24 protein-coding genes are annotated in these 23,944 nt (G+C 67.6%); 18 read left to right on the forward strand and 6 right to left on the reverse strand.

The genetic code is table 11. The annotated features are described in order from the left end of the window. Positions 1–323: 323 nt before the first annotated feature. Positions 324–1,133, reverse strand: a complete 810-nt coding sequence (ygfZ, locus tag ABD017_RS14095; protein WP_343883406.1) for a CAF17-like 4Fe-4S cluster assembly/insertion protein YgfZ — start codon at positions 1,131–1,133, stop codon at positions 324–326. Positions 1,134–1,252: 119 nt separating this feature from the next. Between ygfZ and ABD017_RS14100 the strand changes: the two genes are divergently transcribed. The 14 genes from ABD017_RS14100 to lpxK all read left to right on the forward strand — a co-directional run bounded on the left by ABD017_RS14100 (position 1,253) and on the right by lpxK (position 14,400). Beyond that, positions 1,253–1,417 (forward strand): DUF1674 domain-containing protein, encoded by a 165-nt coding sequence (locus ABD017_RS14100; RefSeq protein ID WP_343883407.1) that lies wholly within the window; start codon positions 1,253–1,255, stop codon positions 1,415–1,417. Between the two features lie 76 nt (positions 1,418–1,493). Continuing rightward, complete coding sequence (gene sdhC, locus ABD017_RS14105) at positions 1,494–1,889, forward strand: succinate dehydrogenase, cytochrome b556 subunit (protein WP_343883408.1); 396 nt, start codon at positions 1,494–1,496, stop codon at positions 1,887–1,889. Further along, on the forward strand, positions 1,886–2,290 hold the full coding sequence (gene sdhD / locus ABD017_RS14110) for a succinate dehydrogenase, hydrophobic membrane anchor protein (RefSeq protein WP_343883409.1): 405 nt from the start codon (positions 1,886–1,888) through the stop codon (positions 2,288–2,290). Before sdhC ends, sdhD begins: the two co-directional genes overlap by 4 nt. Before the next feature lie 25 nt (positions 2,291–2,315). Continuing rightward, positions 2,316–4,103 carry a succinate dehydrogenase flavoprotein subunit gene (gene sdhA, locus ABD017_RS14115; protein WP_343883410.1) on the forward strand — a complete coding sequence of 596 codons (1,788 nt, stop codon included), beginning with the start codon at positions 2,316–2,318 and terminating at the stop codon, positions 4,101–4,103. 81 nt (positions 4,104–4,184) lie between these two features. Next, complete coding sequence (locus ABD017_RS14120; RefSeq protein WP_343883411.1) at positions 4,185–4,973, forward strand: succinate dehydrogenase iron-sulfur subunit; 789 nt, start codon at positions 4,185–4,187, stop codon at positions 4,971–4,973. A gap of 209 nt (positions 4,974–5,182) precedes the next feature. After that, positions 5,183–5,422 (forward strand): FAD assembly factor SdhE, encoded by a 240-nt coding sequence (locus tag ABD017_RS14125; RefSeq protein ID WP_343883412.1) that lies wholly within the window; start codon positions 5,183–5,185, stop codon positions 5,420–5,422. Further along, the gene (locus ABD017_RS14130) at positions 5,394–5,831 is read left to right on the forward strand and encodes a protein YgfX (RefSeq protein ID WP_343883413.1); all 438 of its coding nucleotides are present in this window, start codon (positions 5,394–5,396) and stop codon (positions 5,829–5,831) included. Before ABD017_RS14125 ends, ABD017_RS14130 begins: the two co-directional genes overlap by 29 nt. A 131-nt stretch (positions 5,832–5,962) precedes the next feature. Further along, complete coding sequence (locus ABD017_RS14135) at positions 5,963–7,204, forward strand: lipoprotein-releasing ABC transporter permease subunit (RefSeq protein WP_343883414.1); 1,242 nt, start codon at positions 5,963–5,965, stop codon at positions 7,202–7,204. After that, positions 7,197–7,910, forward strand: coding sequence for a lipoprotein-releasing ABC transporter ATP-binding protein LolD (lolD, locus tag ABD017_RS14140; RefSeq protein WP_343883415.1), 714 nt, complete (start codon positions 7,197–7,199; stop codon positions 7,908–7,910). Before ABD017_RS14135 ends, lolD begins: the two co-directional genes overlap by 8 nt. A gap of 233 nt (positions 7,911–8,143) precedes the next feature. Next, positions 8,144–10,435 (forward strand): DNA internalization-related competence protein ComEC/Rec2, encoded by a 2,292-nt coding sequence (locus ABD017_RS14145; protein WP_343883416.1) that lies wholly within the window; start codon positions 8,144–8,146, stop codon positions 10,433–10,435. A gap of 88 nt (positions 10,436–10,523) precedes the next feature. Beyond that, positions 10,524–11,186, forward strand: coding sequence for a MotA/TolQ/ExbB proton channel family protein (locus ABD017_RS14150; protein ID WP_343883773.1), 663 nt, complete (start codon positions 10,524–10,526; stop codon positions 11,184–11,186). A gap of 8 nt (positions 11,187–11,194) precedes the next feature. Then, positions 11,195–11,626 (forward strand): ExbD/TolR family protein, encoded by a 432-nt coding sequence (locus tag ABD017_RS14155; protein WP_343883417.1) that lies wholly within the window; start codon positions 11,195–11,197, stop codon positions 11,624–11,626. A gap of 14 nt (positions 11,627–11,640) precedes the next feature. After that, positions 11,641–13,407: a lipid A export permease/ATP-binding protein MsbA gene (gene msbA / locus ABD017_RS14160; protein ID WP_343883774.1), complete on the forward strand. Its 1,767-nt coding sequence runs from the start codon at positions 11,641–11,643 to the stop codon at positions 13,405–13,407. A gap of 9 nt (positions 13,408–13,416) precedes the next feature. After that, positions 13,417–14,400, forward strand: a complete 984-nt coding sequence (lpxK, locus tag ABD017_RS14165) for a tetraacyldisaccharide 4'-kinase (protein ID WP_343883418.1) — start codon at positions 13,417–13,419, stop codon at positions 14,398–14,400. Here lpxK and hutI read toward each other — a convergent pair. The 3 genes from hutI to ABD017_RS14180 form a co-directional block, all read right to left on the reverse strand. Further along, positions 14,389–15,615 (reverse strand): imidazolonepropionase, encoded by a 1,227-nt coding sequence (gene hutI / locus ABD017_RS14170; RefSeq protein ID WP_343883419.1) that lies wholly within the window; start codon positions 15,613–15,615, stop codon positions 14,389–14,391. The genes lpxK and hutI overlap by 12 nt on opposite strands. A gap of 16 nt (positions 15,616–15,631) precedes the next feature. Then, a complete protein-coding gene (locus ABD017_RS14175) occupies positions 15,632–17,104 on the reverse strand; it encodes a chloride channel protein (RefSeq protein ID WP_343883420.1) in 1,473 nt (490 codons plus the stop codon). A gap of 66 nt (positions 17,105–17,170) precedes the next feature. Beyond that, positions 17,171–18,742, reverse strand: coding sequence for a GNAT family N-acetyltransferase (locus tag ABD017_RS14180; RefSeq protein WP_343883421.1), 1,572 nt, complete (start codon positions 18,740–18,742; stop codon positions 17,171–17,173). 88 nt (positions 18,743–18,830) lie between these two features. Here ABD017_RS14180 and ABD017_RS14185 point away from each other — a divergent pair, with 88 nt between their 5' ends. Together ABD017_RS14185 and ABD017_RS14190 are read left to right on the forward strand one after the other, a co-directional pair. Beyond that, positions 18,831–20,186 (forward strand): formimidoylglutamate deiminase, encoded by a 1,356-nt coding sequence (locus ABD017_RS14185; RefSeq protein WP_343883422.1) that lies wholly within the window; start codon positions 18,831–18,833, stop codon positions 20,184–20,186. A gap of 126 nt (positions 20,187–20,312) precedes the next feature. Continuing rightward, positions 20,313–21,605: an MFS transporter gene (locus ABD017_RS14190; RefSeq protein ID WP_425543749.1), complete on the forward strand. Its 1,293-nt coding sequence runs from the start codon at positions 20,313–20,315 to the stop codon at positions 21,603–21,605. A gap of 39 nt (positions 21,606–21,644) precedes the next feature. Here ABD017_RS14190 and ABD017_RS14195 read toward each other — a convergent pair whose 3' ends face one another. Beyond that, entirely contained in the window at positions 21,645–22,271 is a 627-nt protein-coding gene (locus tag ABD017_RS14195) for a GNAT family N-acetyltransferase (protein ID WP_343883424.1), read from the reverse strand. A 152-nt stretch (positions 22,272–22,423) separates the two neighbouring features. Further along, positions 22,424–22,972: a DUF2058 domain-containing protein gene (locus ABD017_RS14200; protein ID WP_343883425.1), complete on the reverse strand. Its 549-nt coding sequence runs from the start codon at positions 22,970–22,972 to the stop codon at positions 22,424–22,426. A 194-nt stretch (positions 22,973–23,166) separates the two neighbouring features. On the opposite strand from ABD017_RS14200, the gene ABD017_RS14205 reads away from it, so the two are divergent. Together ABD017_RS14205 and ABD017_RS14210 are read left to right on the forward strand one after the other, a co-directional pair. After that, positions 23,167–23,433, forward strand: coding sequence for a type II toxin-antitoxin system TacA family antitoxin (locus ABD017_RS14205; protein WP_343883426.1), 267 nt, complete (start codon positions 23,167–23,169; stop codon positions 23,431–23,433). A 1-nt stretch (position 23,434) separates the two neighbouring features. Next, complete coding sequence (locus tag ABD017_RS14210; RefSeq protein ID WP_343883427.1) at positions 23,435–23,926, forward strand: GNAT family N-acetyltransferase; 492 nt, start codon at positions 23,435–23,437, stop codon at positions 23,924–23,926. Positions 23,927–23,944 lie beyond the last annotated feature (18 nt).

The following is a 23,944-nucleotide window of genomic DNA, read 5'->3' on the forward strand; positions in this document are numbered from 1 at the left end:
TGGCGGGTCGAGCGGCGGGTTCGTGCCGATCGGTGATGGCTGCAATGGCGCTGCGCGTGCCTTAGGGCCGTGTTGCCTGCAACTGCCAGCTGTGGCGTCAGCTGGGTAACTCCATCCGGCTTTTTGCCGGGTCGCGCCGATCCGGATTCTTCCGGTTCGTCGCGTACATCGGCACCCCGTTTTCCGGATGCCGCGATATTCGATCGGCGGAGCCTAGTGGCGGATTTCGCCAAAGGCAAGTGCCTTGGTGTTTCGTTCAGCGCATCCTCACATTCCGTTGACGCCGATGAAAAAGGCAAATGGACGTCTAAATGGCCGATGCCTCAGGCGGGCCAGCGTTCGTCGACAACCGCCGACAATGGGCCCTCGTCGTGATCCAGTGAAAGGCTGCCGTCGCTCGCGCCGCTGGTGATGTCATCGTTCAACACGGCCAGCGCCTCGACGGTGTCTCCATCGACGACGTCCAGCACCATGCCGGCGTCCTGGCCGGCGACGCGCAGAGCCAGGCCCGGCGCAATGGCGCGCGACAACGTGAGATGGCACAAGTGGCGTTTGCAGCCACCGCGGAAATGAAGGCGCGCCACGATTTCCTGGCCGGGATAGCAACCCTTGTCGACGGCAACGGCCTGCAACCGCTGCAGCGACAGCATCGGCGCGACCCACTTGTCCAGCGCTTCCTCGGGCAACCAGGGCCAGCCGAGCTTCAGCTGCATCTTGCGCCACGCGGCGTCGCCGCTCTGCGTCGATGGCACGATGCGCAGGGCATGCTCGCCGCAGCCCAGCGAAATCGTTTCGCCCTCGATCCGCACATCGTGCAGCGCTTGCGCTTCGCCGGTAGCCAGCGCCGCGGGTGATGCCGCATGCAGCGTCACGCGCGAACGAAAGACAAAGCGCCGCAGGCCATCGGCCATGTCCGCGGCCGTACCGCCGCGCAACAGCAGCAGCAGTTTCTCCTCGGCGATGCGGGCAAGGTGAAACAGCGCACGCACACGTCCCTGCGGATCGAGCCATGCACCGAATGCCCAGCGGCCCACCGCCAGTCCGGTCACCTTGCTGCTGAATTGCGCGTGCGCGAACGCCACGGCATCAGGCCCCTCGATCAACAGGATTTCGGCATCGCGTGTAATGGACATAGACGGTCGATGTGTGGGCGCGGGTCGCGCGACTCAAGCGTGCTTTCCGTGCGCAGAGCAGGGGCCAGGTTGTGCTGGTTTTGCGCAAGTATTAACCTTCGCTGGCTAACAAGACGACCATGTCCGAATCCCATTCCCCAGCACCGTCCTCACCTGCATCCGCTCCGGCGGAGGATGCCGTGCCGGCGGCGCGGGGTGCGGACAAGGTCCCGCCCGAACGGCCGGCGCCGGATCCCACCCGCTACGGCGACTGGGAAAAGAACGGACGCTGCATCGACTTCTGAATCCCGCTGTGGCGCCCTTGCCGCTCACGGCGGCGGGGCGGCACGGACATCAGCGATTCCACACAGGATAGCCGCCATGGCAGATATGCAACGACCGCTCTCTCCTCATATCCAGGTCTATCGATGGCAGGTGCAGATGGTCAGTTCCATCCTGCACCGCGCCACCGGCATCGCGCTGTCCGTTGGCAGCCTGGTGGTGGTGTGGGGCTTGCTGGCGCTGGCCGCCGGCGGGCAGCAGTTCGACAGCTTCAAGGCATGCGCCGGCAGCCCGCTGGGCCTGGTGTTGCTGCTCGGCTGGAGCTGGTCGCTGTTCTATCACCTGTGCAACGGCATCCGTCATCTGCTGCAGGACGCTGGCGCCGGTTACGAGATCGTGCAGTTCGTGCGTTCGAGCTGGTTGTCGGTGGCCGGCAGCATCGTGTTGACCGTGCTGGTCTGGGCCTATGTGCTGATGGCCGGAGGTGCGGCATGAACGCGAAGAGTGATGTCGTGAAGGATCGCCGCCATCCGCTGAAGGCTGCTCGCGGCTTGGGCTCGGCCAAGTACGGCGTGAGCCACTGGTGGACCCAGCGCGTCACCGCCGCGGCGCTGGTGGGCCTGGGCATCTGGTTCGTCATCCTGGTGCTCGGCCTGCTGCATGCCGACTACGCCAGCGCGCGCGCCGCGGTGGCGAAGCCGTGGAATGCGCTGCTGCTGATCGCGTTCGTGCTCGCCGTGTTCTGGCATGCCGTGCTGGGCCTGCAGGTAGTGGTGGAAGATTACGTGCACACCCGCTGGAAGGAAGTGGTGTTGCAGGTGGCGATCAAGTTCCTCGCCGTGCTCGGCGCGCTCGCTGGCGTGCTGGCCGTACTGCGCATTGCGCTGACTCCTTAAGACGAATACGCGAGGCCGCAACTCCATGGAAAGCTACAAGATCCAGCAACACCTTTATGACGTGATCGTGGTCGGCGCCGGCGGTGCTGGCCTGCGTGCCACCTTTGGCCTGGCCGAGAAGGGCCTCAAGGCCGCCTGCATCACCAAGGTCTTTCCCACCCGCTCGCACACGGTGGCCGCGCAGGGCGGCATTTCCGCCGCGCTGGGCAACATGGGCGAGGACGACTGGCGTTTCCATTTCTACGACACCGTCAAGGGCGGCGACTGGCTGGGCGACCAGGACGCGATCGAATACATGTGCAAGCACGCACCCGAAGCGGTGATCGAGCTGGAGCACTACGGCGTGCCGTTCTCGCGCACCGAGGAAGGCAAGATCTACCAGCGCCCGTTCGGCGGCATGACCACCCACTACGGCAAGGGCACTGCGCAGCGCACCTGCGCCGCGGCCGACCGCACCGGCCACGCCATCCTGCACACGCTGTACCAGCAGGCGCTGGCGCATGACGCCACGTTCTTTGTCGAGTATTTCGCGATCGACCTGATCTTCGACGAAGAGGGCGTTTGCCGCGGCGTGCTGGCGCTGGACATGAACGAGGGCACGCTGCACTTCTTCCGCGGCCAGGCCGTGGTGCTGGCCACCGGCGGCTACGGTCGCGCCTACTTCAGCGCCACCTCGGCGCATACCTGCACCGGCGACGGTGGCGGCATGGTGCTGCGCGCGGGGCTGGCGTTGCAGGACATGGAGTTCGTGCAGTTCCATCCCACCGGCATCTATGGCGCCGGCTGCCTGATCACCGAGGGCGTGCGCGGCGAAGGCGGCTTCCTCACCAACTCCGAGGGCGAGCGCTTCATGGAGCGCTACGCGCCGAACGCGAAGGACCTGGCCTCGCGCGACGTGGTCAGCCGCGCCATGACCATCGAGATCCGCGAAGGCCGCGGCGTGGGCGAGCACAAGGACCACATCTTCCTCAACCTGATGCATCTGGGTCCGGAAGTGATCCACGAGCGGCTGCCGGGCATCGCCGAGTCGGCGCGCATCTTCGCCGGCGTGGACGTCACCAGGGAGCCGATCCCGGTGCTGCCCACCGTGCACTACAACATGGGCGGCATCCCCACCAACTATCACGGCGAAGTGGTGCAGAAGCGCGGCGACGACGTGGACGCGGTCGTGCCTGGCCTGTTCGCCATCGGCGAGGCGGCCTGCGTGTCGGTGCATGGCGGCAACCGGCTCGGCTCCAACTCGCTGCTGGACCTGGTGGTGTTCGGCCGCGCGGTGGCGCATCGCTGCGCCGAACTGATCGAACCCGGTGCGCCGCACAAGGATCTGCCCGCCAACGTGCTGGACAAGTCGCTGGCGCGCTTCGACGCGTTGCGCAACGCCAATGGCGGCACGCCCACGGCGCAGATCCGCCTGGCCATGCAGCGCACGATGCAAAAGGATGCGGCGGTGTTCCGCACCGGCGAGACGCTGGCCGAGGGCAAGCAGAAGATCTCCGAAGTGTTCGACATGTTCCAGGACGTGAAGGTCAGCGACCGTTCGCTGGTGTGGAACTCCGACCTGGTCGAGACGCTGGAGCTCTCCAACCTGCTGGCACAGGCGGTGGCCACCATGCATTCGGCCGAGCAGCGCCCGGAAAGCCGTGGCGCCCACGCGCGCGAGGATTTCCCCGAGCGCGACGACGCCAACTGGATGAAGCACACCCTGGTGTGGGTCGACGAGGCGGGCAAGTCGCGCTTCGACTACCGCCCGGTGCACATGCAGCCGATGACCGACGAGGTCAAGGCCGTGCCGCCGGCGAAACGCGTTTACTGATCCTGCGCCAGCAGGTGGCATCACATCACACGTTGCGCGGCCGGATCGTGGTTCCGGCCGCCGAACCGAAGGGTCGAGGACATGGGTGAATTCGCGCTACCGAAGAATTCCAAGATTCAGCCGGGCAAACACTACCCGGCGAAGGACGCGAAAAAGCCGCGCACCTTCCGCATCTATCGCTGGTCGCCGGACGACGGCCAGAACCCGCGCATCGACACCTACGAGGTCGATCTGGCCGCCTGCGGCCCGATGGTTCTGGACGCCCTGCTCAAGATCAAGAACGAGATCGACCCCACGCTGACCCTGCGCCGATCATGCCGCGAAGGCATCTGTGGCAGCTGCGCGATGAACATCGACGGCACCAATACGCTGGCATGCACCTGCGCGATCGCCGATGCCGGCAAGGGCAGCGGTGACGTGAAGATCTACCCGCTGCCGCACATGCCGGTGGTGAAGGACCTGGTGCCCGACCTCACCCATTTCTACGCGCAGTTCGCCTCGATCAAGCCGTGGATCCGCACGCAGAGCCCGGCACCGGACAAGGAGCGGCTGCAGTCGCCCGAAGAACGCAAGAAGCTCGATGGCCTGTACGAATGCATCCTGTGCGCCTGCTGTTCGACCAGTTGCCCGAGCTATTGGTGGAACGGCGACAAGTACCTGGGGCCGGCGATCCTGCTGCAGGCCTACCGCTGGATCGTCGACTCGCGCGACGAGGACACCGGTGCGCGCCTGGATGATCTGGAAGATCCGTTCAAGCTCTATCGCTGCCACACCATCATGAATTGCACGCGTACCTGCCCCAAGGGTTTGAACCCGGCCAAGGCGATTGCGGAGATCAAGAAGCTGATGGTGGAGCGGCGCAGCGCGTGATCGCCATTTAGTCCCTTCTCCCCTTTGGGGAGAAGGTGCCCGAAGGGCGGATGAGGGGCGGGTGCTCGCGGGGAAGTCGATCAAAGCTTCTTTCGATGAAGTTATCTCGCAGGATTGTCCCCCTCTGCTCAATCCTCTCTCCCACAAGGGGATTTCCTAAAGGTCGCCCGATGGGGAGAGGAGGCGAACGAGGCGCTTCGCGCGATCCTATGAATAAAGCTCGACTCCAATGGCGCGTCCGCCGCGGCACCCGCGAACTCGACGCCTTGCTCGGCGGTTGGCTGGAAGATCGCTTCGACCGCGCCGACGCGACGCAGCAGCAGGCCTTCGACGAACTGCTCGACGTGCAGGACCCTGACCTGTGGGACTGGGTAATGGGCCATGCCCGGCCCGGGCGACCCGACTGGCAGGCGATCATCGATGACATCCGCGCCCGCCATCGGCTTTGAATACGCGCCGTCGCGGCTGCTGCGACGCTGCCTGCTGGCGGTTGCCGCACTCGCCGCGCTGGCCGTGTCCCTCTCGGGTTTGTCCATCGGCCTGGAGCTGATATTGATCGTGGCGGTGGCGCTGATGACCTGGCAGAACCTGCGGCGTGCGGCGAGGTCGCCGCTGGCCGCCGCGGGCTGGGCCGCCGAGGGCGGCTGGACCTTGCGCACCGTCGATCACGAAGACATCGCCGCCACGCTGGCGTCGTTCCGCGTGCTCGGTGGCTTCATCCTGTTGCGCCTGCGCACGGTGGATCGCGGCGTCCAGGTGTTGCTGCTGGCGCCGGACAACAGCGACGCGGACATTCGCCGCCGCCTGCGCATGCGCCTCGCGACGGTGCAACCCGGCGCGGCGCTGCCGCGAATCTGACTGCCGCGCAACTTGCCGCGCCCCCTCCGCTTCGGGCACCCTGCCGCCGCTGCACGCCATGCGCTAACGTATACCGTTCCCGGCGGCCGTCCGTATCGGCTTTCCACGCCGCTCCCACGAATCAGGTTGCCATGTTCCGACCGCTCGAACTCTTCATCGGCCTGCGCTACACGCGCGCCAAGCGACGCAACCAGTTCATCTCCTTCATCTCCACCGTCTCGATCGTGTGCATCGCGATCAGCGTGATCGCCCTGATCACGGTGATGTCGGTGATGAACGGCTTCGACTACCAGATGCGCGCGCGCATCCTGGGCGCGATTTCCCACGCCACCGTGTCCGGCGTGGGCCAGAGCCTGGAAGACTGGCCGCGCACGTTGAAGGTGGCCACCGCCAATCCGCATGTGCTGGGCGCTGCGCCGTATGTCGAAAGCGAGGCGATGCTGCTGGCGCGGCGTTCCAGCGGCGCCCTGGTGCGTGGCATCGAGCCCGCGCTGGAGCCCAAGGTGGTCGACATCGACAAGCACATGGTGGAGGGCTCGCTCGACGCGCTGAAGCCGGGCAGCTGGAACATCGTGCTGGGCAAGGAGCTGGCGATGACGCTGGGCGTCAGCGTGGGCGATCGCGTGACCATGGCCGTTCCCGAGTTGCGCGCCACGCCGATGGGCGGCGTGCCGCGCATGCGCGGCTTCCATGTGGCGGGCGTGTTCGAGCTGGGCATGGAGCAGTTCGATTCCGGCCTGGCGCTGGTCAACATGAGCGACGCGGAAAAGCTCAACAGCCTCAGCGGCCCCACCGGCATTCGGCTGCGGCTGGACAATCTCTTCAACGCCCGTCCGGTGGCGCGCGAGCTGGCCGATGAGCTCGGGCAGGTGTATCGCGTGCAGACCTGGATGGACACCAACGCCAACCTGTTCGCCGCGCTGTCGATGGAGAAGATGGTGATGTTCGTCATCCTCTCGCTGATCATCCTGGTGGCGGTGATCAACCTGATCTCGATGCTGATGATGCTGGTGACCGACAAGCAGGCCGACATCGCGATCCTGCGCACGCTGGGTGCCACGCCGCGCAGCATCATGGGCATGTTCATGGTGCAGGGCGTGCTGGTGGGTTTCGTGGGGATCGGTTTCGGCGTGGGCCTGGGCTCGCTGCTGTCGTGGAAGTTGCCCGGCATCATCAAGTGGATCGAGCACACCTTCCACGTCACCTTCCTGTCGCCCGACGTCTATTACATCAGTGAAGTACCCAGCCGGCTGGACTGGCACGACGTGGGTTCGGTGGCCCTGCTCACGTTCACCTTCTCGCTGCTGGCCACCTTGTATCCCGCGTGGCGCGCCTCGCGCACGCAGCCGGCGCAGGCGCTGCGCTATGAATAAGGCCGTCATGCATCCCACCACCGAAAACGTGCTGCGCGCCAGCCACGTCGCCAAGACCTACCAGGACGGCGGATTGCGCACCGACGTGCTGAGCGACGTCAGCTTCGAACTCAAGCGCGGCCAGACGATGGCGATCGTGGGCGCGTCTGGTTCGGGCAAGAGCACGCTGCTGCACATCATCGGCGGGCTCGATACCTTGAGCGCGGGCGAGGTGGAGGTCGATGGGCGCGTGCTGTCCTCGCTCTCCGACGCCGAGCGCGGCCGCGTGCGCAACCGCTCGCTGGGTTTCATCTACCAGTTCCATCATCTGCTGCCCGAGTTCACCGCGCTGGAAAACGTGTGCATGCCGCTGCTGATCCGCGGCACCGCGATCGCCGAGGCGCAGCGCCAGTCGGCCGCGTTGCTGGAACGCGTGGGGCTGGGCAAGCGGCTGCAGCACAAGCCTTCGGAGCTTTCCGGCGGCGAGCGCCAGCGCTGCGCGGTGGCGCGCGCGCTGGTGACGCGCCCGGCCTGCGTGCTGGGCGACGAGCCCACCGGCAACCTCGACGAGGACAACGCGGCGCAGGTCTACGGCCTGATGCTGGAGCTCAACCGGGAGATCGGCACCAGCTTCGTGCTGGTGACGCACGATCCACGCCTGGCCGCGCGGATGGACCGCACGCTGGTGTTGCACAATGGCGTGCTGCAGGAAAAAACCGCCGCCTGAGCGGACCAGGCCCAACGCGCATCGGGGCCTGCGCAATAACGAAAACCTGCAGGAGCGACTTCAGTCGCGACCCGTTCCGAAGCGTGCAGTCCGGTCGGGACTGAAGTCGCGCCTGCAATTGACGGCCCATGCCAGGGCGAAGGCCTACATGTCTTTCGTCCGCCGTGCGGTCGGCGTCGCGTTACGCTCGACGGTCCGAATGCATGGAGCGCAGCGTGGCACGAATGGCGGCAATGCCTGCGGCAAGCGTGGGCCTCGCCTTGCTGGCGGGGGTATTGGCGGTGCAGTGGTTGCCGTCGTTGCCGCCGCGCTGGTGCGCCCTGCTGCTGTTGATCCCCGCTTTCGTGCTGGCGTGGCGATGGCCGCGCGGGCGCTGGGTCGGCGGCGTCCTGGTTGGCGTGGCGTGGGCAATGTATCGGGGCGGCGTGGCGATGGATGCGCGCTTGCCACGGTCGCTGGAAGGTCGCGATCTGGTGGTGACCGGCGCGATCGTGGATCTGCCCTTGAAGCGCGGCTACGCCAGCAGTTTCGACTTGCGGGTCGATCGCGCCCTGCTGGATGGCCGGCTCATTCCATGGCGCGGTCGCGTCACCGTGAGCTGGTACAACGATGCACCAGCGCTGCGTCCCTGCAGTCGCTGGCGTCTGCAATTGCGCCTGAAACGCCCGCGCGGCCTGCTTGATCCGGGCAGCGCGGACAGCGAGCGCTCCGCGCTGCAACGGGGCATCGTGGCGCATGGCTATGTGCGCGACGATGTCGACAACGCGCCGCTGGACAAGCCCTCCTGGTGCGTCGACGGCATCCGCGATGCGATCGCCCGCGGCATCGCGGCGCGGGTGCGCGACCCGCACGATGCGGCGCTGCTGCAGGCGTTCGCGGTGGGCGACACGCGCGGCTTGCAGCAGCATGACTGGGCGGTGGCGCGTGCCAATGGCGTTTCGCACCTGATCGCGATCTCCGGCTTTCACGTGGGTGTGGCGGCGGTGTTCGGGCTGGGCCTGGCGGTGCTGCTGTATGGCCTGTTTCCCCGGCTCGGCCACCGCCTGCCGCGATCGCAGGCGCAGGCGGCTGCTGCCTTGCTGACAGCCACGATCTACAGCGCGCTGGCGGGTTTCGGCCTGCCCACGGTACGCACCTTGCTGATGATCGCGGTGGTGACGCTGGCGCGCTGCGGGCGGCGCGGCAGTACCGGCGTGCAATCGTTGGGCCTGGCCATGCTGGCCATGTTGCTGGTCGATCCGCTGGCCGTGCTGGCCGCGGGGTTCTGGCTGTCGTTCGTGGGCGTGGCCTTTCTCATGCTGTGCCTGCAGGCGCGCGGTCGTGGCCTGCGTGCGTTTGTCCACGAATTGTCGGCCGGGCAGATGGTGATGACGGTGGGCCTGCTGCCGCTGAGCCTGTGGTTCTTCGGGCAGGCGTCGCTGGTGGGGGCGTTGTCCAACCTGATCGCGGTGCCGCTGGTCAGCTTTGCGATCGTGCCGTGTGCGCTGGCCGGCAGCCTGTTGCTGGGGCTGTGTCCACCCGCGGCGACGCCGGTGTTGTGGCTGGCCGCGAGGCTGGCCCATGCGCAGTGGTGGCTGCTGGAACAGACGGCGGCCTGGCCCGGCGCGCAGTGGTATCTGCCTTCGGTGCAGCCGCTGGCGCTGCTGCTGGCGTTGATCGGGGCGCTGTGGCTGTTCATGCCGCGTGGCGTGCCGCTGCGCTGGCTGGGCGCGCTTTTGTTCCTGCCGCTGTTGTATCCCACGCTGACGGCGCCGCCGTCCGGTGCGTTCCGGGCCTGGGTGCTGGACGTGGGGCAGGGCTTGTCGGTGTTGCTGTACACGCAACACCATGTGCTGGTGTACGACACGGGGGCGCGTTATCCCTCGGGTTTCGATCTGGGCGAGGCGGTGGTGTTGCCGGCGATGCATGCGCTGGGCATCGGCCATCTGGACATGCTGATGATCAGCCACGGCGACAATGATCACGCCGGCGGCGCCGAGGCGGTCGCCGCGGCGTTCCCGCAGGCGACGCGCTACGCCGGCGAACCGTCGCGAATGCGCATCCCCATGCGGCAATGCATCAGCGGCCAGACCTGGCGCTGGGATGGCGTGGACTTTCGCGTGCTGAATCCGGCGCCGGGCCAGGGCGATCGCGACAACGACAGTTCCTGCGTGCTGCTGGTGGAAGGCCCGCGCGACCGTCTGCTGCTGGCCGGCGACATCAGCTCGCGGGTGGAGCCGCAGGTGGCCGCGGCGGTCGGGCCCGGGCCGGCGCCGTGGCTGGTGGTGCCGCATCACGGCAGCAAGACCTCGTCCAGTGCCGCGTTCATCGCCGCGATCAAGCCGCCCCTGGCGATCGTCTCGGCCGGTTGGCGCAACCGCTTCGGACATCCCAAACCCGAGGTGGTGGCGCGCTATGCGGCGGCCCGCGTGCCGCTGTTCAACACCGCGATCCAGGGCGCCATCCCGCTCGAGTTTCCGGCGGATGCGCCCGCGCGGCGCCACTCGGGCTGGCGTCTGCGCCAACGCCGCTACTGGCGCGAGTGAACCGCGGACTGCCACCTGTGCCGCAGTCGAACGGGACGGGACTGCTATCATGCGCGCTCTCTGGATGTCGTCCGACGGGGGCGCAAACGTGCTGGAAATCCTGATGGCTGGCGGTTGGGCGATGGTGCCCATCCTGATCTGTTCCGCCGTGGCGCTGGCGATCGTGCTGGAGCGTTGCCTCACGCTGCGGCGCAAGGCCGTGCTGCCGCCCGGGCTGGGCGAGGAAGTGCGCCAATGGGCGCGTTCGGGGCAACTGGATCCCAGCCATCTGCAGACGCTGGCAAATGGTTCCCCGCTGGGCGAACTGCTGGCCGCGGCGCTGGCCGTGCGCAACCGCCCGCGCGAGCTGATCAAGGAGCGCATCGAGGACACCGGTCGCCACGTGGTGCACCGCATGGAGCGCTACCTCAACACGCTGGGCACGATCGCGCTGATCGGCCCGCTGCTGGGCCTGTTCGGTACCGTGATCGGCCTGATCCGCATGTTCATGCAGGTGATGGCCGGCGGCATCGGCGATCCGGCGCGCATGGCCGGCGGCATCGGCGAGGCGCTGATCTGCACCGCGTCCGGGCTTACCGTGGCGATCCCCGCGTACGTGCTGCATCGCTATTTCCGCTCGCGCGTGGCCAGTTATTGCGTGGCGATGGAAAAGCAGGCCACCGCGCTGCTGGACGACCTGACCCTGACGACACCCGCCGCGGCGCCGCGAACCCGGCGCGCGCCGGCGCCCTCGTCCACGGACGCAGGCTGAGCACCACGATGCGTATCGGCAACGACCGCCGCCAGGACGATTTCGAGATCAACGTGATCCCGCTGATCGACGTGCTGCTCACCCTGCTGATGTTTTTCGTGCTCACCAGCACCTTCATCCAGCACTCGCGCCTGCAGGTGACCCTGCCCAACGCCAGTACGTCCGATCGCGACATGAACGCGCCGGCGCTGACCGTGATGATCGATCGCGAAGGCCGCTTCTACGTGGGCAGCGACGAGGTCATGGGCGAGGGCATCGAGCCGCTCAAGCAGGCCCTCGCCAGCCATGCGGGCACGGACCGCGAGCGCCCGGTGACGATCCGCGCCGACGCCAACACGCCGCACCAGGATGTGGTGACGGCGATGGATGCGCTGGGCCAGCTGGGTTTCACCCGATTGTCGATCGCCACCACGCCCACGGCCGCGGGCGCGAACGAGTGAAGCATCGCCCGGCCATGGCACCGGTGGTCGACGGCTGGGGCGTCTATCACCGCCTGCTCGGTTACACGCGGCGATACTGGCCGGTGGCGCTGGTGGCGGTGGTCGGCATGCTGGTCGATGGCGGCGGGCTGGCGCTGTTCACCGGCCTGTTGCAGCCGATGATCGATACCTTGTTCACGCGCAAGGACCCGTACCTGATCTTCTGGATGCCGATCTGGATCATCGCGATCTTCCTGGTGCGCTCGCTGGGCACCTTCGTCAGCGACTACGGCGTGTCCTACATCGGCCGCCACGTGGTGCAGGCGATGCAGCACGATGTCTTCGAGGCCTATCTCCGCTTGCCGGCACCGTATTTCGGCAACGAGCCGTCGGGGCAGCAGGTGTCGCGCGTCACCTACACCAGCGAACAGGTGGCCGCCGCGTCGAGCAGCGCCGCCAAGATCGCCATCACCGACGGTTTCACGGTGATCGCCATGTTGGGCGTAATGCTCTACTACAGCCCCTATCTCACGCTGTCGCTGCTGGTGATGGTGCCGGCGATCGCGCTGGTGGCCACCGTGGTGAGCCGCCGCTACCGGCAGATCAGCCGGCGCATCCAGGGCACCATGGGCTCGGTCACGGGCACGGTGGAGGAGTCGGTGGGCGCGCACCGCGAGGTGCGGATCTACGGCGGCCAGCAGCACGAATCGCAGCGCTTCGGCGAGATCACCCGCCACACCCGCCGGCTCAACCTGAAGATCGCCGCCACCAATGCGGCATCCAGTTCGACCGTGCAACTGATCGCCGCGATGGCGCTGGCGGCGCTGGTCTACCTGGGCACGCGGCCGCAGGTGCTCAATGTCATGTCGCCAGGCGTGTTCTTCGCCGTGCTCACCGCGATGGGTACGATGCTGCCCTCGTTGAAACGCCTTACCAACGTGCAGGCCAACATCCAGCGGGGCTTGTCGGCGGCCGAGGATATTTTCCGGGTGATCGACCTGCCACCCGAGGTGGACCAGGGCACGCGCGAGCTGACCCGCACGCAAGGCGACCTGCGTTTCGATGCGGTGCGGCTGGTCTATCCGCGCAACGGTTTCGAGGCGCTGCGCGGCGTGGATCTGCATTGCCCGCCCGGCAGCGTGACGGCGCTGGTGGGCCGCTCGGGCAGCGGCAAGAGCAGCCTGGTAGGCATGCTGCCGCGCTTCCACGAACCCAGCGCCGGGCGCATCGTGCTCGACGGCGAGGATTATCGCGACTACACGCTGGCCTCGCTGCGCCGGCAGATCGCCTGGGTCGGCCAGGCGGTGGTGCTGTTCGACGACACCGTGGCCAACAACATCGCCTACGGCGAGCTGGCCGGGGCCAGCGAGGCGCAGATCATCGCGGCGGCCGAGGCGGCCAATGCGATGGAGTTCATCGCGCGCATGCCCGAGGGCATCCATACACGCATCGGCCAAAGCGGCAACATGCTCTCCGGCGGCCAGCGCCAGCGCATCGCGATTGCGCGGGCGATCCTCAAGAACGCGCCGATCCTGGTGCTGGACGAAGCCACCAGCGCGCTGGATACCGAATCGGAGCGGCTGATCCAGCAGGCGCTGCAACGGCTGATGCGCGACCGCACCACGCTGGTGATCGCCCATCGCCTGTCCACCATCGAGGATGCCGATCAGATCGCGGTGATGGACCAGGGCCGCATCGTGGAGCGCGGCACGCATTCCGCATTGATGGCGCTGGGCGGCCACTACGCGGCGCTGCATCGGATGCAGTTCAGCGAGCAGGCCGCTGCCCACGGCAGCGATTGAGGGTTCGCCATGGCGCTGGTCGACACGCTCGAAGCGGCCTGGTACGGCGATGGTCGCGCGCCCTGGTGGACGCGGCCGCTGGCCGCGGTGTACAGCGCCGCGATCCACCTGCGCCGCGCGTTCTACCACCTGGGCTGGCTGCGCCGCGTGCAGCTGGACGCGCCCGTCATCGTGATCGGCAACATCAGCGTGGGCGGCACCGGCAAGACGCCGCTGACGATCGCCGTGGTCGAGGCGTTGCGCACGCGGGGTTATCGGCCCGGCGTGGTGAGCCGCGGCTACGGCGGCCGCCAGCGCGAACCGGTGCTGCTGGGCGATGCGCCCGATCCGGCGCAGGTGGGCGACGAGCCCTGCCTGATCCACGCCAGCGGCGTGCCGGTGGCGGTGGGGCGCGATCGTCCGGCGGCGGCGCAATTGCTGCTGGATACCGGTTGCAATCTGGTGGTCGCGGACGATGGCCTGCAGCACTACGCCCTGGCGCGCGACGTGGAAATCGGCGTGGTGGACGGCACGCGCCGCTTCGGCAACGAGCGCCTGCTGCCGGCCGGCCCGCTGCGCGAACCGATGCAGCGTTGGGAGCGACTGGACTTTCGCGTGTGCAATGGCGGCACGCCGGCGGCGGGCGAATATCCGATGCGGTTGCGCGGCCAGGTGGCGATGTCGCTGGTCGATGCTCGCAAGCAGCCGCTGCGCGACTTCGGCGGCCAGCGGGTGCATGCGGTGGCGGCCATCGGCAACCCGGAACGTTTCTTCGACAGCCTGCGGGCGGCGGGCATCGAGGTGATCGCGCACGCGTTCGCCGACCACCACGCGTTTACCGCCGCGGATCTCGATTTCGCCGATGGCCTGCCGGTGTTGATGACCGACAAGGATGCGGTCAAATGCCGGGCTTTTGCGCAGCCGCACTGGTGGCGGGTGCCGGTGCGCGCGGAATTGCCGGCGGCTTTCTACAAGGCGCTGGCCGCGCGCATGAGCCGCCTGTCACGCCACTGATTCACCGCCGACGAGGACGGCACGCACCAGTGCGCCGCCGATCCAGTAGCAAAGCGCGGCCGGCTCGCGCACGTTCCATATCACCAGGTCGGCGCGCTGGCCTTGCGCCAGCGTGCCGCGGTCGTGGAGGCCCAGCGCACGCGCCGCGTTGACGGTGATGCCGCGCAGCGCTTCCTCCGGCGTCAGCCGGAACAGCGTGCAGGCCATGCCCGCGGCCAGCCGCAGCGACAGCAGCGGCGAGGTGCCGGGGTTGCAGTCGGTGGCGATCGCCATCGGCACGCCGTGCTGGCGCAGCAGGTCGATCGGCGGCAGCCTGGTTTCGCGCAGCGCGTAGAACGCGCCGGGCAAAAGCACGGCAACCGTACCGGCCGCGGCCATCGCGCGGATGCCGGCCTCGCCGAGATGTTCCAGATGATCGGCGGAAAGCCCGCCGTACTCGGCCACCAGGGCCGCGCCGCCCAGGTCGGACAACTGTTCGGCATGGAGTTTTACCGGCAGGCCCAGCTGCGTGGCGCGCTCGAACACGCGGCGGGTTTCCTCGCGGCTGAAGCCGATGCCCTCGCAGAACGCATCGACCGCATCGACCAGGCCTTCGGCGGCCAGCGCGGGCAGCATCGTGTCGCAGACCAGGCCGACGTAGGCCTCGCGCCGGTCGCGGTAGTCCGGCGGCAGCGCATGCAGGCCCAGGAAACTGGTGCGTACGCCGATGCCCAGCTCGCGGCCGAGGCGACGGGCCACGCGCAGCATGCGGCGCTCGCTGTCCAGCTCCAGCCCGTAGCCGGACTTGATCTCCAGCGTGGTCACGCCGTCGGCGCGCAAGGCCCGCGCCCGCGGCAGCGACTGGTCGAGTAATTCTTCTTCGCTGGCGGCGCGGGTGGCATTGACGCTGGATACGATACCGCCGCCACCGAGGGCGATCTCCTCATAGCTGGCGCCGTTGAGGCGCAGCTCGAATTCATGGGCGCGGTCGCCGCCAAACACCAGGTGCGTATGGCAGTCGACCAGGCCCGGCGTGACCAGGGCGCCGTCCACCGATGCCACGCTCACCGCCAGCGCGGCGGGCGCATCGGGCAGGTCGTCCATGTGGCCCAGCCACGCAATGCGCCCATGGTGCATCGCGATGGCGCCGTGCTCGATCAATCCATACGGCGCGTCGCCGGCAAACGTGGCCAGCGTGGCGTTCAACAGCAGCCGATCCCAACGTGATTCGCTCATGGCGGCGCGGACTCTCTCAAGGTTGGCGGCGAGCCGCGTTTTCGCCGGGTGCGGCCGGCTCCCCGAACGCGCTGGTGCGCCCGACCGGTGGCGGTGAGTGGTCATCGGCATCGTCGTCGCTCTCGCCGGCAGGGTGGCGCGTTGCGTGACGGCGTTCGTAATCCTGCACCATGCGCTCGGCGAAATCGCGATAGACCGGCGTGGGGCAGAACAGCGACGCCGCTGCGCGGGCGAGCAGGCACGCGGCCATGATCGGGATCACCATGTCCTGGTTGTCGCTAAGCTCCATCGCGATTACCGCCGAGGTCAACGGCGAGCCGGTGACGCCGGCCAGGTACGCGCTCATGCCCAGCAACACCACCGCGGCCGCGGGCACGTCCGGAAGAAACTGGGCGACGTTCTGGCCCAGGCCGGCGCCGACCGCCAGCGCCGGCGAGAAGATGCCGCCCGGGATGCCGGCCCAGTACGACACCACGTTGGCCAGCAGCTTGGCGATGCCGAATGCCTGCCCGGGCGTGTTGACCGTGTCCTGCACGATGGCGCGCGCCTGGTCGTAGCCGGTGCCGTAGATCGCGTTGTGCGAACACAGCCCCAGCAGCGCCAGCGCCAGCCCGCAGCCCACCGCAAACAGTACCGGCCAGCGGGCGCGGAGGCGTCCGATACGGGCCAGCGGGCCGCGCCGGCTGAGCAGAATCAAGCGAGCGAACAAACCGCCGAGCAGACCGCAGAGAATGCCGGTGAGCAGCACGGCGAGCCAGGCGCGCCCTAAGGGCAGGCTGGCCTCGACTTCACCGAAATAGGCGTAGTTGCCCATGATGCCCAGCGACACCACGCCGCCGATGATCACGGCGGTCAGCAGCAAACCGCTGAAGCGATGCTCGAACGTGCCGGCCAGTTCCTCGATCGCGAACACCACGCCGGCCAGCGGCGTGTTGAACGCGGCCGCGATGCCCGCCGCGCCGCCGGCCAGGATGAAACGCGACGCCGCCCTGGGGTCGGTGAAGCCGAAGCGGCGGCCGATCGAATGGAACAGCGCGGCACCCACGTGCACGGTCGGCCCCTCGCGGCCGATCGAGGCGCCGACCGCCAGCGAGACCAGGGTGAGCACCATCTTGCCCACCGCGATCGGCAGCGACAGCATGCGCGCGCGAAAACCTTCGTCCTCGATGTGCAGCGTGCCGATGACTTGCGGAATGCCGCTGCCGCGGGTCGCGCGCAGCCGCCCTTCGGTCACCCACGCCAGCAGCCCGAACACCACCGGAGTGAGGATCAGCGGAATCCACGCGCCGAACGCCAGGATGCGCAGGAACAGGTGATACGACCACACGCTGGCCTTGGCGAACAGGATCGCCGCCAGCGCCACCAGCACCGCGCCCACCCAAAGTACCAGCCGCCGCTTCCATTGATGCGGCGCGAAGAACTCGTGGCCAAGCAGCGCCTGCAGGCGTGGATTCGACGAGCTGGCGACAGGTTCGGTGGGTTCGTGCATCGGGTGATTATCGCAGGCTGGCCTTGTCCGCCGTCGCGCAGGCTGGGCGGGCAGCCGCCCGGCCGGTCACGTCGCCCCCGGCAAGGTCCGCCATCGCGTCTCGTACAGGTCGAAGCGGCGATCCTTCAAATTGGTCACCGCGCCGGCATTGCGTGCCCGGGCCAGGCCTTCCAGGCGCAGGTCGGCGAACAGCACGGTTTCGATGTTGGGGGTGGAGTCGGCGGCCACGCCATCGCGGGCAAAGCCGAAATCACTGGGCGTGAGGATGCAGCTCTGGCCATACTGGATGTCGAAATTGTTCACCCCGGGCAGGTTGCCCACGTTGCCGGACATCACCACGTAGCACTGGTTTTCGATCGCGCGCGCCTGCGAGCAGTAACGCACGCGCAGGTAACCCTCGCGCACGTCAGTGCAGAACGGCACGAACAGGATCAGCGCGCCCTGGTCCACCAGGTGCCGCGCCACCTCGGGAAACTCGCTGTCGTAGCAGATCATCACCCCGATCGGCCCGCAGTCGGTCAACACGGTGGCGGCGCTTTCGCCGCCGCTGATGTTCCACACGTTGCGTTCGCTGGGGGTAGGGTGCAGCTTCTCGCGCTCGTGGATGGAGCCATCGCGCAGGCAGATGTAGCAGACGTTGTGGATGTCGCCGTTGGCCTGCTCGGTGGGATGCGTGCCGGCAACGATGTTGATGTTGTAATGGACGGCCAGACGGCTGAACAGGTCCTTCACCTGCGGCGTGTACTGGCTCAGCTTGCGAATCGATGCCACCGGCGACAGCTCGGTGTTCTCGATCGACAGCAACTGCAGCGTGATCAGCTCGGGAAAGGTGACGAAATCGGCGTTGTAGTCGGCGGCGATGTCGGTGAAATATTCCACCTGGGTGGCGAATTCCTCGAACGAGCTGATGCGCCGCTGCAGGTATTGCACCGACGCCACCCGCACCGAATCGGGCAGGCGCTGGGTGGAGGGGATCGACGGCACGTCCGGCTGGTTCATCAGGCGCGGATTGCGCCACACCAGATGCACGGCAAAGCCCAGCGACTCATGGTCGGACGGCACGTAGGCGCGCAGCAACCCGATCATCTCGAAACCGTTGGACAACTGGAAGCTCAGCGTGGGGTCGCGCCGCTGGCCATCCAGCACCGCCTGCACATACGCTTCAGCGCTGCCGTAGCGGGCGATGTTTTTCGCCAGCCCCGGGATGCGTCCGCCGAACACGATGCCGCGCAGCTTCAGGTCGGTGCACAGGCGCTTGCGCGCGTGGTACAGCCGCTGGCCGATGCGCATGCCGCGGTAGTCCGGGTGCACCACCACCTCCATGCCGTACAGCCAGTCGCCGTCGGGCTTGTGCCGCGAGGCCATGCCGCCGCCGGTGATCTGCATCCACGTATGCGGCGCCAGCGCGGTGGCCTCGTCGATGCGGAAGGTGGCGCAATAGCCCACCACCTTGCCCTCGTACTCGACCACGAACTGGCCTTCCGGGAAGTGTGTCTGCTGGGAGCGCAGCATCTCGCGCGAGTGGCCCCACTCCTCGGAATAGACGCGGGCGGTGAGGTCGGCCAGTTGCGGCACGTCGGCCAGCACGGCCTGCCGCAACGCGAGTTTCGGTGTGTTTTCAGCGGTCTTCTTGGGCATGGCGCGATTATGCACACGCCGATTCCAAGCGCGGGTGAAGACAGCTCGACCCCCGTTACACTGCCGACGATCCCAGCGGAGGTTGACCATGCCTGATCACCCCAGCACCTACCGGGCCGGCCACGTGTGGCACAGCAGCGGCTGGCACGAGGCGGAGGCGTTCGCGATCCACGACGGGCACGTGGTGTCCGCGGCGGGCGCGCCCGGCGAGTCGCTGGGCCAGTGGGTGCTGCCGGGCATGCCCAACCTGCATTCGCACGCCTTCCAGCGCGCCATGGCGGGGCTGGCCGAGCGGCGCGGCCATGCCGAGGACAGCTTCTGGAGCTGGCGCGAAACCATGTACGCCTTCGCCGCCACGATCGGCCCGGAGGCATTGCAGGCCATCGCTGCCCAGCTCTACGTGGAGATGCTCAAGGCCGGCTACACCCAGGTCTGCGAATTTCACTACCTGCACCACCAGATCGACGGCACGCCCTACGCGGCGCCCGAGGCGATGTCCCTGGCGCTGGTCGAAGCCGCCCGCGAAGCGGGCATCGCGCTGACCCTGCTGCCGGTGCTCTACATCAGTGGCGGCTTCGATGGCCGCGCGCTGGCCGCGCGCCAGCGCCGCTTCGGCCACACCGTGGACGGCTATCTGCGGCTGCTGGAGACGTTGCGCCGGCACGAGAGCGACGACCTGCGCGTGGGCATCGCCCTGCATTCCCTGCGCGCGGTGCAGGAGCGGGCCATGCACGAGGTGTTGGCCAACGAAGCAGCAAACAGCGGGCCGATCCACATCCATATCGCCGAACAGATCGGGGAGGTGCAGGATTGCCTGGCCATGCGCGGCGCGCGGCCGGTGGAATGGCTGTTCGACCACGCCGACGTCGACGCGCGCTGGTGCCTGGTGCATGCCACCCACCTCACCGACGCGGAGACCATCCGGCTTGCCCGCAGCGGCGCGGTGGCCGGCTTGTGCCCCACCACCGAGGCCAACCTGGGCGACGGCCTGTTTCCGTTGGCCGCGTATCAGGACGCCGGCGGCACGCTGGGCATCGGCTCGGATTCGCACATTTCGATATCGCCGGTGGAGGAACTGCGCTGGCTGGAATACGGCCAGCGCCTGGCCACGCGTCACCGCAATGTCGCGGCCCGGCATGAAGGCGACAGCGTGGGCGAGACCCTGTGGCGCGCGGCGTTGCGCGGCGGCGCGCAGGCGTCGGGCTTGCCGATCGGCGAACTGCGTGACGGCGCGCGGGCGGACCTGATCGTGCTGGATGAAAACTCGCCCTTGTTGGCCGGCCGCGACGCGCGTGCGCTGCTCGACAGTTTCATCTTTGCCGGCAACGCGCCGCTGGTGCGCGACGTGATGGTGGGCGGCCGCTGGCAGGTGCGCGATTTTCACCATCGCGACGAGGAGCGCATCGCCGGGCGCTACCGCCGTACCGTGGCACGCCTCCCGTAGCGTATTGTGGGAGCGACTTCAGTCGCGATGCTCTTGGGTATCTGACAAGAGCATCGCGGCTGAAGCCGCTCCCACAGGGGTATGCGGTTAGGTCGTGACCATTCGGGCGGTCGTATCATGCGTCGGATGGACTACCCCTCGACGCCTGTTTCCGCCGCTCCGCCATCCGTGCCTGACGCGGCATACGCGCCCTTCATCCATCACGGTACGCCCGCGTTTCGCCGGACCAACCTGGCCTTGTTCGCCGCGGGTTTCGCCACGTTCGGCCTGCTCTACTGCGTGCAGCCGCTGATGCCGGAGTTCAGCCGCGACTACGGCGTGAGCGCGGCGGGCAGTGCGTTGTCGCTGTCGCTGACCACCGGCGTGCTGGCGGTGGCGATGTTGTTTGCCGGGGCGCTGTCGGACGCGTGGGGGCGCAAGCCGGTGATGGTGGCGTCGCTGTTGTCCTCGGCCTTGCTGGTGCTGGTGACGGCGGTGATGCCGAACTGGACCGCCTTGCTGGCGGTGCGCACCTTGCTCGGCCTGACCCTGAGCGGCTTGCCGGCGGTGGCGATGACGTACCTGGGCGAGGAGATGCACGTCGAATCGATCGGCCTGGGCATGGGGCTGTACATCAGCGGCAGCGCGGTCGGCGGCATGGGCGGGCGGCTGATCACCGGCGTGCTGGCGGATTTTTTCGGGTGGCGCGCCGGGGTCGTGGTGGTGGGTGTCATCGGCGTGCTGGCGGGCACGATCTTCTGGCGCGCGCTGCCACCCTCGCGGCATTTCGTGGCGCAGCCGCTGCACTGGCGGCGGCTGGCTGGCCGCTTCGCCGGCATGTTCCATGACCGCGGCCTGCCGTGGCTGTTCGTCGAAGGCTTCCTGCTGTTGGGCGCCTTCGTCACCGTCTACAACTACTTGGGCTATCGCCTGCTGGCGGCGCCGTACAACCTCAGCCAGGCGGTGGTGGGGCTGATCTTCGGCATCTATCTGATGGGTACGTTCAGCTCGGCGTGGATGGGCCACCTGGCCGGCAAGCTGGGGCGGCGCAAGGTGTTGTGGACGGCGTTCGCGCTGATGCTGGCCGGCGTGGCGTTGACGATGACGCGGCCGTTGCCGCTGATCATGCTGGGCATCGTGGCGGTGACGTTCGGCTTCTTCGGTGGGCATTCCATCGTCAGCAGTTGGGTGGGGCGGCGTGCCGGCGCGGCCAAGGCGCAGGCGTCGTCCGTCTACCTGTTCTGCTACTACACGGGATCGAGCGTGGCCGGCGCCAGCGGCGGGTTGTTCTACGCCTCGCACGGGTGGAACGGTGTGGCGCTGTTCGTGGGCGCGCTGGTGCTGGCCGGGCTGCTGATTGCGCTGCGGCTGATACGACTGGCGCCGCTGGTGGACGTGGCCACGCCGCCGACGCCGATGAGTCGCGGGGCGATGCCGTAGGAGCGGGATTCGGGATTTGTAGAAGCGTTTGCCTGCGGGTCAGCGCGGCTTGTCGGATTTGCCCAGGGCCAGGGAAATCTGCGCGGTGCCCGGTTCGCTGGGCAGCAGGCGACGCACGAAGCCGAGCTCCCTGCACAGTTCCAGCATGGGGCGGTTCTCCAGCAGCACGTAGCCCCAGATCTCGCACAGGTTGCGGCGGCGGCAGTCGTCCACCAGCCGCTGCATCAGCAGCGCGCCCAGGCCCAGGCGGCTCCAGTCGCGCTCCACCAGTACCGAGAATTCCGCGTTGTCGGCCGACGGGTCGACATAGATGCGGCCGACGCCGCGCATTTCCGCCGGCGTGACCGATTCGTCCATCAGGACGAAGGCCGTTTCCAGCGCCGGGTCGACCTGGCACAGGCGCTGCGCCATCGGCGCGGGAAGCTCCGACATGGCGTGCAGGAAACGGCGGCGGATGTCCTCCGGCGACAGCCGCGAAAAACAGCGTTGCAGGGCCGCCACGTCACCCGGTTCGATCGCCCGCAGCAGCAGCTCGCGCCCGTCGCGGGTGGAAACCCGCTCACCATGCGGTTCGCCGCTGTCATGGCGGCGGGCAAAGCGTTCGCTGCTGCGTGGTGGGAGCGGGGCGAAACGGATAGGCGCGGGATACGTGAAGGCAACACTCATGGCAACGTCCGTACTTTCGCGTATTGTGTGCGTTGCAGCATGAAATTTCAATGAGGCGCGTTGCTGTAAGCAGCCACTGCGACATTGCTTCACGCCAGGGGGGGGTGCCTGTTTTGCTGCAATACGGAACGAGCGCAGGGCGCCCCGCGCGGCTACCAGACCAGATCGTCGGGTACGACGAACCGGCTGTAGAACGCGTCGTCCGCGTCGGGGGTGTCCTGCGTCCCGGCAGGTGCCGGCCGGCCGTGGTCCAGCACGACCATGGCCGCATCGCGCTCGTACACCTTGTCGGCCGCCACGCGCGGCAGCAGTTCGTAACCCTGGCCGTGGCGCACGATCACCAGCGCGCCGGCGGCCAGCTGCGCGCGCAGCGCCTCGTTCACCAGCACATCCTTGATGCGGTCGCCGTCGGCAAAGCGGTAGGCGATCGCGCCCTCGCGCTTCACCTTGTGCGCCTCGACGATCTGCTGGATCTGGGCCCGCGCCTCGGCGGCGCGCAGCTGTGCGTTGCGCTCGGCGGCAATGGCACGGTCACGCGCGGCCTTCTCCGCCTGCGCGCGCTGCGCTTCCAGCTGCTCGGCACTCGGAGCCGCCGGCTGCTTGCCCTTGTGCTTCTTCGCCTGCTCGCGCACCGCCTGGGCGACCTGGTTCTTTTTCACCAGCCCGGCCTTGAGAAGTTGATCTTGCAGGGGATTGCGCATGGGAAGCAGAAGGGTCAATCAGAAGTCTCAGGGTGAGATTGTAGCGTGTGATGGTGCCGATCCAGGATGCTCGACATGTCAGCGTTGGCGCAGCTTTCGGCTATGGCAGCCGCCTGGCAGTGGCAACGTTTCCGCGCTCTGGATGGCGGGACCGATTCCTGTACGGTACAATTCCGTACACGAGGAGAAACGCCATGACTGCCGCCGCCCGACTCGATCTGCGCCTGAATCCGACTGACAAGGATCGCATTGCCCGTGCTGCCGATCTGCGTGGCGTACCGCTGTCTGCTTTCGTGCGCGATGCCGTACTGCGCGAGGCTGAAAACGTGATGGCGGCGGAGTTTGCCGTCACACTGTCTCCGGCCGAGTCGCGCCGTTTTCTCGCTGCGCTGGACAAGCCGTTCAAGCCGAACGCAAAGCTCAAGAAAGCGATGGCCGACGCCGCCAGGCTGATTCGCTGACGTGGCACTGCGTTTCATGCGGCTGGCTCCGCGGCAACACGATCGCGGCGGTTTTTGCTGCGGCGTCGAGGCGCTCGACATCTATCTGCAGCAACAGGCCGGTCAGCACCAGCGTCAAGGCATCGCCACCACGCACGTTCTGATCGACGACACCACGTCAGCCCGCATCCTCGGTTACCTGAGTCTCGCTGCCGCTCAACTCCACCCGCACGATTTGCAGCCGGCCGATCGCAAGCGGCTGCCTGCTTACCCGATACCCGCCGCTCGCGTTGGACGGTTGGCTGTTTCCGCCCAGCACCAGGGTGAGGGCTACGGGAGGCTGCTGCTGGGCCACGCGGTAAACAGTGCTCTCAGCCTCCGCGAGCGACTTGGCGTACGTGTGCTGGTGGTGGACGCCAAAGACGAACATGCCGCCATGTTTTACAAGACCTACGGTTTCCAGCCCACGACGGAAACGGCGTTGACCTTGTATTTGCCGTTGGGCAGTGGGTGAGGCGACAACGGCATTGGG

Origin of the sequence: Rhodanobacter caeni, from assembly GCF_039523575.1 — a bacterium.
In the GTDB taxonomy this organism is placed as follows: domain Bacteria; phylum Pseudomonadota; class Gammaproteobacteria; order Xanthomonadales; family Rhodanobacteraceae; genus Rhodanobacter; species Rhodanobacter caeni.

What these genes read in the sequence shown, in the direction of transcription:
- ygfZ (WP_343883406.1), bottom strand. Translation starts at nt 1,133, where the DNA reads ATGTCCATTACACGCGATGCCGAAATCCTGTTGATCGAGGGGCCTGAT.
- ABD017_RS14100 (WP_343883407.1), top strand. Translation starts at nt 1,253, where the DNA reads ATGTCCGAATCCCATTCCCCAGCACCGTCCTCACCTGCATCCGCTCCG.
- sdhC (WP_343883408.1), top strand. Translation starts at nt 1,494, where the DNA reads ATGGCAGATATGCAACGACCGCTCTCTCCTCATATCCAGGTCTATCGA.
- sdhD (WP_343883409.1), top strand. Translation starts at nt 1,886, where the DNA reads ATGAACGCGAAGAGTGATGTCGTGAAGGATCGCCGCCATCCGCTGAAG.
- sdhA (WP_343883410.1), top strand. Translation starts at nt 2,316, where the DNA reads ATGGAAAGCTACAAGATCCAGCAACACCTTTATGACGTGATCGTGGTC.
- ABD017_RS14120 (WP_343883411.1), top strand. Translation starts at nt 4,185, where the DNA reads ATGGGTGAATTCGCGCTACCGAAGAATTCCAAGATTCAGCCGGGCAAA.
- ABD017_RS14125 (WP_343883412.1), top strand. Translation starts at nt 5,183, where the DNA reads ATGAATAAAGCTCGACTCCAATGGCGCGTCCGCCGCGGCACCCGCGAA.
- ABD017_RS14130 (WP_343883413.1), top strand. Translation starts at nt 5,394, where the DNA reads ATGACATCCGCGCCCGCCATCGGCTTTGAATACGCGCCGTCGCGGCTG.
- ABD017_RS14135 (WP_343883414.1), top strand. Translation starts at nt 5,963, where the DNA reads ATGTTCCGACCGCTCGAACTCTTCATCGGCCTGCGCTACACGCGCGCC.
- lolD (WP_343883415.1), top strand. Translation starts at nt 7,197, where the DNA reads ATGAATAAGGCCGTCATGCATCCCACCACCGAAAACGTGCTGCGCGCC.
- ABD017_RS14145 (WP_343883416.1), top strand. Translation starts at nt 8,144, where the DNA reads ATGCCTGCGGCAAGCGTGGGCCTCGCCTTGCTGGCGGGGGTATTGGCG.
- ABD017_RS14155 (WP_343883417.1), top strand. Translation starts at nt 11,195, where the DNA reads ATGCGTATCGGCAACGACCGCCGCCAGGACGATTTCGAGATCAACGTG.
- msbA (WP_343883774.1), top strand. Translation starts at nt 11,641, where the DNA reads ATGGCACCGGTGGTCGACGGCTGGGGCGTCTATCACCGCCTGCTCGGT.
- lpxK (WP_343883418.1), top strand. Translation starts at nt 13,417, where the DNA reads ATGGCGCTGGTCGACACGCTCGAAGCGGCCTGGTACGGCGATGGTCGC.
- hutI (WP_343883419.1), bottom strand. Translation starts at nt 15,615, where the DNA reads ATGAGCGAATCACGTTGGGATCGGCTGCTGTTGAACGCCACGCTGGCC.
- ABD017_RS14175 (WP_343883420.1), bottom strand. Translation starts at nt 17,104, where the DNA reads ATGCACGAACCCACCGAACCTGTCGCCAGCTCGTCGAATCCACGCCTG.
- ABD017_RS14180 (WP_343883421.1), bottom strand. Translation starts at nt 18,742, where the DNA reads ATGCCCAAGAAGACCGCTGAAAACACACCGAAACTCGCGTTGCGGCAG.
- ABD017_RS14185 (WP_343883422.1), top strand. Translation starts at nt 18,831, where the DNA reads ATGCCTGATCACCCCAGCACCTACCGGGCCGGCCACGTGTGGCACAGC.
- ABD017_RS14190 (WP_425543749.1), top strand. Translation starts at nt 20,313, where the DNA reads ATGGACTACCCCTCGACGCCTGTTTCCGCCGCTCCGCCATCCGTGCCT.
- ABD017_RS14195 (WP_343883424.1), bottom strand. Translation starts at nt 22,271, where the DNA reads ATGAGTGTTGCCTTCACGTATCCCGCGCCTATCCGTTTCGCCCCGCTC.
- ABD017_RS14200 (WP_343883425.1), bottom strand. Translation starts at nt 22,972, where the DNA reads ATGCGCAATCCCCTGCAAGATCAACTTCTCAAGGCCGGGCTGGTGAAA.
- ABD017_RS14205 (WP_343883426.1), top strand. Translation starts at nt 23,167, where the DNA reads ATGACTGCCGCCGCCCGACTCGATCTGCGCCTGAATCCGACTGACAAG.